Here is a 6,291-nt window from a genome sequence, read left to right as displayed (position 1 = left end):
CAAGACCAGCGATAGACTTCGCACCCACTTATTAATCATGTCATTGCGAGCACCGAAGGGTGCGTGGCAATCTTATCGTAAAGTCTTGAGATTGCTTCACTTTGTTCGCAATGACAGCTTTCTAACTCTGTTCTTGGGTCCCACCCAAAAAAAGAGGGGGGCGGTTTAGAAATGTGTAGTAAAAAAAGACTTTTTCGGGTAGGATATTTAGGTAAACACCTCCATGAAAAAACCAAAAACAACAATTCTTATGGGGTTTCTGCTGGTCCTTTTTGTCACAGGGTGCGGCAGGGTTAACGTTCCAAATTCCACCCCTTTGACATCTACCGCGCTTTCATGTGCTGACTGGACTCTCGAGAGAACCAACGCCCTGTTTCGTGTCACCTGGTCTGGAAATCAATTTATCGTATTAAAATCGGATGGAACAGTCTTTACATCCCAGGACGGAACGAATTGGACAACTCGAACAACCGGGACCAACAACACCCTGCTGGGCGTTACCTGGTCGGGAAGTCAATTTGTCGTCGCAGGCGCCTTCGGCACCATCCTCACTTCTCCTGATGGCATCACCTGGACCGTCCGAACCTCGGGAATATCCAATACATTGGTCGGGGTTGCCTGGTCGCCGTCTTTATCCCTTTTTGTCGCAACGGGAGCTTCGGGCACCATCCTCACCTCCCTCGACGGCATCACCTGGACGAATCGAACCTCTGGCACAGGGAATTCCTTAAATGGCGTGATCTGGTCGGGAAGCCAGTTTTTAGTGGTAGGAGGCGCGGGAACGATCCTCACGTCGCCTAACGGCATCACCTGGACAAACCAAACCTCAGGGACAGGAAATTCCTTAAACGGAGTTACCTGGTCGGATTCTCTCTCAAAATTCGTGGTTGTGGGAGATTTGGGGACCCTCCTCACCTCTACCGATGGCATCGCCTGGACACCCCGGACATCGGGAAAGGCGTTTTATCTTTCCTCCGCGGCCTGGTCCGCCTCTCTTTCCCTGTTTATTGTTGTAGGAGATTCGGGAACCATCCTTACCTCCCTCGACGGCATCACCTGGACAAACCAAACCTCAGGGACATTTAACTTTCTCTTCGGTATTGCCTGGTCGGGAAGTCAATTTGTCGCAGTAGGGTTTAATGGAACCCTTCTCACCTCGCCTGACAGCGTAACCTGGACAAACCAAATGTCACAGACAAGTAATTCCCTGAATGGAATTTCCTGGTCTGGAAGCACTTTTGTTGCCGTGGGAAGTTTGGGAACCATCCTCACCTCCCCGAACGGCATTGCCTGGACTACTCGAACATCGGGAACAGCCAACACCCTGAACGGCGTAATATGGTCGGGAAACTCATTTGTCGCAGTCGGAAATTCCGGCGCCATCCTTACCTCCACGGATGGCGCCAAATGGATAACGCAAACATCAGGAACAAGCATTGCCTTAAACGGTGTAACCGGATCGGGAAGCTTGTTTGTCGCAGTCGGAAATTCCGGCGCCATCCTTACCTCCACTGACGGCGTCAAATGGACAACGCAAACATCGGGAACAACCGATACCCTTTTTGGCGTTACGTCGTCCGGATCCCAATTTATCACAGTCGGAAATTCCGGCACCATCCTTACCTCCACTGACGGCGTCAAATGGACAACACAAACATCAGGAACAACCAATTTTCTGATTGGCGTTACCTGGTCGGGAAGCCAGTTTGTGGTTGTAGGAGGGACAGGCACGATTCTCACCTCATCCGACGGAACGGTTTGGACACCCCAAACATCAGGGACAACAAGTCCCCTCCTGGGCATTACGTGGTCTGGATCCCGTTTTGTCGCGGTGGGACAGTTGGGGGACATTGTCACCTCTCCGGACGGCATCACGTGGCAAAAGGAGACCTCAGGAACGGGCAATCCTTTAACAGGTGTGGCATGGTCTGGATCCCTGTTTGTTGTTGTGGGAGCAACAGGCTCTATCCTCACCTCTTGTAACAATGAAGGATTTTCTGGCGGATCAGGAGGGGGACCTCCGGCTCCAACCGGAGTCCTTGCCAGTCCGGGAGCTCCCGGTACGATATCCATCACCTGGGCCGATGTGCCGGGAGCGACATCTTATAACATCTATATAGGCACCTCTTCGGGTGTAACAAAAACACGTTTCACGACTAAAACCAGTGTCGCTTCCCCTCCCCTTGTTCAAGGCGGACTCGCCAGCGCCACGACTTATTACTTTGTCGTCACTGCGGTGAATAATTCCGGCGAAGGTCCTGTATCCGCCGAAACCTCCGCGGCTGCTCCGTAATGATTTGGGTTTGTTCTCAAAACCCTCAGATTCAGGTTATTGTGAATGGTCAGGATTGGGGGAATCATTCGTGAAAAAGTTTCTCAAAAAAAGTTTTTGGGTGTTATTTTCCCTGATGATGATCGACTTGAGTGATCACGCAAGCGTCACAAGGGCCATGACCCCTCTCTGTCAAACCAATGGCTCTCCCCTTCCCAAAATCTCCTTGCGATTAAAACCTCTGGTCAAGAACCTGGACCACCCATTGGGGTTGACGCACGCCGGAGATCATTCAAACAGGTTATTTTTAGTTGAACAAAAAGGCCTTGTGTGGATCATAGAAAATGGGAAAAAACGAGACATTCCTTTTCTTGACATCCAGAAAAAAGTAACCTCTGGAGGGGAGCTGGGACTTCTGGGTCTGGCGTTTCATCCCAGGTATTCCGAAAACCACCGGCTTTTTGTTCACTACACCACCACCTTTAATTTAAATGAAATACGTTCTGTCATTTCTGAAATCAAAACCGGAACCAATCCGAACGAATCAAATCCTCAAACGGAACAGGTTTTCCTCTTAATGTCCCAGCCTTATCCCAATCACAAAGGAGGAAATCTGGCGTTTGGACCGGACGGCTATCTCTATATCGGAATGGGAGATGGCGGATCCGCCAACGACCCTTTAGGAAACGGGCAAAACCTCGAGACAAAACTTGGAAAAATACTGAGGATTGATGTGGATCATCGTTCGCATGTGGATCATCCCCCGCACTGGAGGGGTTACAGTATCCCGCCGGACAATCCTTTTGCCGGGCAAAAAAACGCCTATCCCGAAATTTGGGCCTATGGCCTTCGAAACCCCTGGCGATATTCCTTTGACCCTCTCACCGGGCTTCTCTATGCGGGTGATGCGGGACAGGATTCCAGGGAAGAAATAGATCTTATCCAAAAAGGGGGAAATTACGGATGGAATATCATGGAGGGAAACATTTGCGCCCCCGGGGTCAACCCTCAATGCAAAACAAATGGTCTTGAACCCCCGATCCTGGATTACGGACGGTCTGACGGATCGGCCGTCATCGGGGGATATGTTTACAGAGGAAGCGAGATTTCCTCCCTATGCGGGGTTTACCTCTATGGAGATTTTGGCAGCGGGAGAATCTGGGGACTCCGGTATGACGGAAAATCGGTCAGGGAACAATTCCTTCTTCTTGAAACTCACCGGAAGATCAGCTCTTTTGGAGAAGATGAAAACCACGAGCTGTATGTGGTGGACTTTACCGGAGAAATTTTAAAATTAGAAGGGAAATGAACTGCCCTCTTCCTTTTTTTTTGCTTGACTACGCGGTCGCGCCTGCGGCCTGAAGGATTTGGACAAGGCCGGCGTCGCCCATCGCTTGCGCGATGGATAACGCTGTTTCCCCGTATTGATCTTTGAGATTCACATTCGCCCCGTTTTTGAGTAAAAATTTCACCGTACCGGTCTGACCATTGGCCACGGCAAACATCAAGGCGGTCACTCCATTATCGTCTTGCCCGTTGACTTTGGCCCCTTTTCCTAACAACAGTTGAACGATGGAAGTCTGACCATTCATGGCGGCGGCGATGAGCGCGGTTTCTCCGTAATGGTCCTTTGCGTTGACCTTCGCTCCCCTGGTCAGGAGGAGTTCAACAATGTTTTTATAGCCGCTGAGAGCCGCAAACATTAATGCGGTGTCACCTGATTTATCCGCCGCATTCAGATCAGCCCCTTTTGCCGACAGTTTTTGAACGGTTTTGATGTCACCGGAAAAGGTGGCAACCATCAGAGGGGTCGAGCCATCCACCGTGAGACTGCCCGTATTTCCGCCGGCCGGAGGAAGTCCATGCTCATCTGAATCAGTCTCTTTTTTTGAGTGATTTAACAAAGGAGAGGCGCTTTTCAGGGATTTTTCCTTTTTTTCCGTCTTATGTTTTTCCGTCTCATGCCGGGTCTCTTGATCTTGGGCGTAAACCATCAGCGGAAATAAAAAAACAAAAACTAGAAATCCAAAATGTAACCGTCGCATAATTTCCTCCTTCGTTTATTTAAAAGTTCGTCATATCAAGAACAGCGATAGAAAGTTGTCATTGCGAGCGAAGCGAAGCAATCTCGCCATCGTGAACCGAGATCGCCACGCACCCTGCGGGCGCTCGCGATGACAGGCAAAACAAGGAGTTACAAATCCTATCGCTGTTCTTGGGTCAGGGCAGAATTATAAACCAAGCGCGTAATTATAAATATATTCTGAAAGCCGTTCGGAGGCGCCGGGAACCCCGACAACATGGGGGAAAGGGTTTAGATCGACGACGCACGGGCCGTCGGAGGTGGCGAGAATATCAACGCCGTAAACCTGAAGATTAAAAATCCTCCCGCAGGCCAGGGCCGCCTTTCGGATATCTTCGGGAAGTTCGCATGGAACTCCAGGACCTTTTCGATCGTTTAAAAAGGCGCCTTTCAATCCAAAAAGCTCCTCCCCGATCCCGTAGACTTTAAAACTTTCCCCATCCTCCAGGGAAAGCTCCTGAATAAAAATTCCTCCTTCAGGGATGATATCGGGAGACTCCCCCTGAGGCACCCATTCGATTCCGGCATCAGTTCCTCTCCTGTGGGATTTAACCAGCGCGGAAGCATTTCGGGTAATTTCTGAAATCTGGCTGAAGGTTCCGGTCACATAACTGCGGGGGACCAGAATCTCCATCTCCTGGAGACGGCTGGTGACGCGTATTTTATCCTGAACGAAAGAAGAGGCCGAAAAGGTGTTCAACAGGCGCCCCCCCTTGTAGGATAAAACTCCGGCCAGTGAAAGGGAAAGCTCGGTTTTCGATTTTAAAATATAGGCATCGCAATCAACCGTGAGGGAAGAAAGGTTGATGAAGTCGGTTTCAGGAACGATCGGGACAACATCGACATCCCTGTTTTGGAGATGGGTTAAAATCTCCCTCATCCCCGATATCGAAGAGGAAAGGTCATGACTGTTGAGAATAAATCCAATTTTCATACTGGCCTATTATAGGGGCTCGCGTCGCCCTTTTGATTAAAAGCATCTGTCCGCTGTGGGACCGCTCCCAAAGCTAGCTCGGAGGCTCCTCTTTGCTCGCTGGGTTTCTACAATCCTAAAGCATAGTTAAAAATATAATCCGCCAGGGGGCCTGCCGCCGAAGGAACTTCCGAAAAATCGGGGAAACTGGTGACATCGGTGATAAAAAGCCCCTTCTCTATTTCTAATAGATCAACCCCGTAAATATGAAGATTAAAAATCCTTCCGCAGGTCAAAACCATTTTTCTGACTTCACCGCTCAGTTCGTATCGCCGGCTCTGCGATTGACGGCTTCCTGAATCCGAAGCCGGGAATGGCCCGTCTGAATGAGCCTGAGAAAACCCGGTCCTGTAAGCCCTCTTGACGGCAAAAACCTCTTCTCCGATGACAAAGGCCTTGATATTCTCATGATCTGATTCAAAAAACTCCTGGGCAAAATAGGCCCCGGGAAAAATAAATTGGGAATCCTCGCCGGCATACACAATTTGACTCCTCTCTCCATAAATTTCGCGATGAGGCTTGATGATCACTGTCTGTTTTCCTCCCTGTTTGAAAACCTGCCGGATATCGCCCGCGATAAAACTGGAGGGGACGGGCAAACCCGCTTCCTGCAGTTTAAAAGCAACACGAACCTTGTCATGGACAAAGGAAGAGGCCGGAAAACTGTTCAAAATCCTGCCCGCTTTATCATGGAGAATGCCGGCAAAAGAGAGGGAAAACTCATCCCCGGGAACAAGCACATAGGTGTCGCATGCAACCGAAATAGAAGAAATATTAATGAGCTCCTCCCCCGGGACAATGATTTCTTCTTTCACTCCGCGATCTTTGAGAATCCGGAACAGTTCTATCATCACCGGAGCGTGATGGAGTTTACTTTTCTGGTTGGACAGAAATCCAATTTTTAAAGTCGTTGAAGTCTTCGGGGCTGAGAGTGTCTTTTGCATTTTCTTTTTATTTTATCAT

The 6,291-nt window shown here is 49.6% G+C and carries 5 protein-coding genes; 2 read left to right on the top strand and 3 right to left on the bottom strand.

What is annotated here, in order from left to right; genetic code table 11:
* Positions 1-223 precede the first annotated feature (223 nt).
* Complete coding sequence (locus HYR79_06070; protein MBI1821259.1) at positions 224-2,293, top strand: hypothetical protein; 2,070 nt, start codon at positions 224-226, stop codon at positions 2,291-2,293.
* 70 nt (positions 2,294-2,363) lie between these two features.
* Positions 2,364-3,581, top strand: a complete 1,218-nt coding sequence (locus HYR79_06065; GenBank protein ID MBI1821258.1) for a PQQ-dependent sugar dehydrogenase — start codon at positions 2,364-2,366, stop codon at positions 3,579-3,581.
* 28 nt (positions 3,582-3,609) lie between these two features.
* Here HYR79_06065 and HYR79_06060 read toward each other — a convergent pair whose 3' ends face one another.
* The 3 genes from HYR79_06060 to HYR79_06050 form a co-directional block, all read right to left on the bottom strand.
* On the bottom strand, positions 3,610-4,317 hold the full coding sequence (locus HYR79_06060) for an ankyrin repeat domain-containing protein (GenBank protein MBI1821257.1): 708 nt from the start codon (positions 4,315-4,317) through the stop codon (positions 3,610-3,612).
* Positions 4,318-4,503: 186 nt separating this feature from the next.
* Complete coding sequence (locus tag HYR79_06055; protein ID MBI1821256.1) at positions 4,504-5,289, bottom strand: hypothetical protein; 786 nt, start codon at positions 5,287-5,289, stop codon at positions 4,504-4,506.
* A 107-nt stretch (positions 5,290-5,396) separates the two neighbouring features.
* The gene (locus tag HYR79_06050; GenBank protein MBI1821255.1) at positions 5,397-6,272 is read right to left on the bottom strand and encodes a hypothetical protein; all 876 of its coding nucleotides are present in this window, start codon (positions 6,270-6,272) and stop codon (positions 5,397-5,399) included.
* Positions 6,273-6,291 lie beyond the last annotated feature (19 nt).

Source organism: Nitrospirota bacterium (genome assembly GCA_016178585.1).
Classification (GTDB): Bacteria; Nitrospirota; Nitrospiria; order JACQBW01; family JACQBW01; genus JACOTA01.
Note: the sequence above shows the minus strand (reverse complement) of the source record. Positions and strands in the feature narration are given on the sequence as shown.

Excerpts from the sequence above, each read along its gene's own strand:
- HYR79_06060 (MBI1821257.1), bottom strand. The coding sequence starts at position 4,317 with ATGCGACGGTTACATTTTGGATTTCTAGTTTTTGTTTTTTTATTTCCG.
- HYR79_06050 (MBI1821255.1), bottom strand. The coding sequence starts at position 6,272 with ATGCAAAAGACACTCTCAGCCCCGAAGACTTCAACGACTTTAAAAATT.
- HYR79_06070 (MBI1821259.1), top strand. The coding sequence starts at position 224 with ATGAAAAAACCAAAAACAACAATTCTTATGGGGTTTCTGCTGGTCCTT.
- HYR79_06055 (MBI1821256.1), bottom strand. The coding sequence starts at position 5,289 with ATGAAAATTGGATTTATTCTCAACAGTCATGACCTTTCCTCTTCGATA.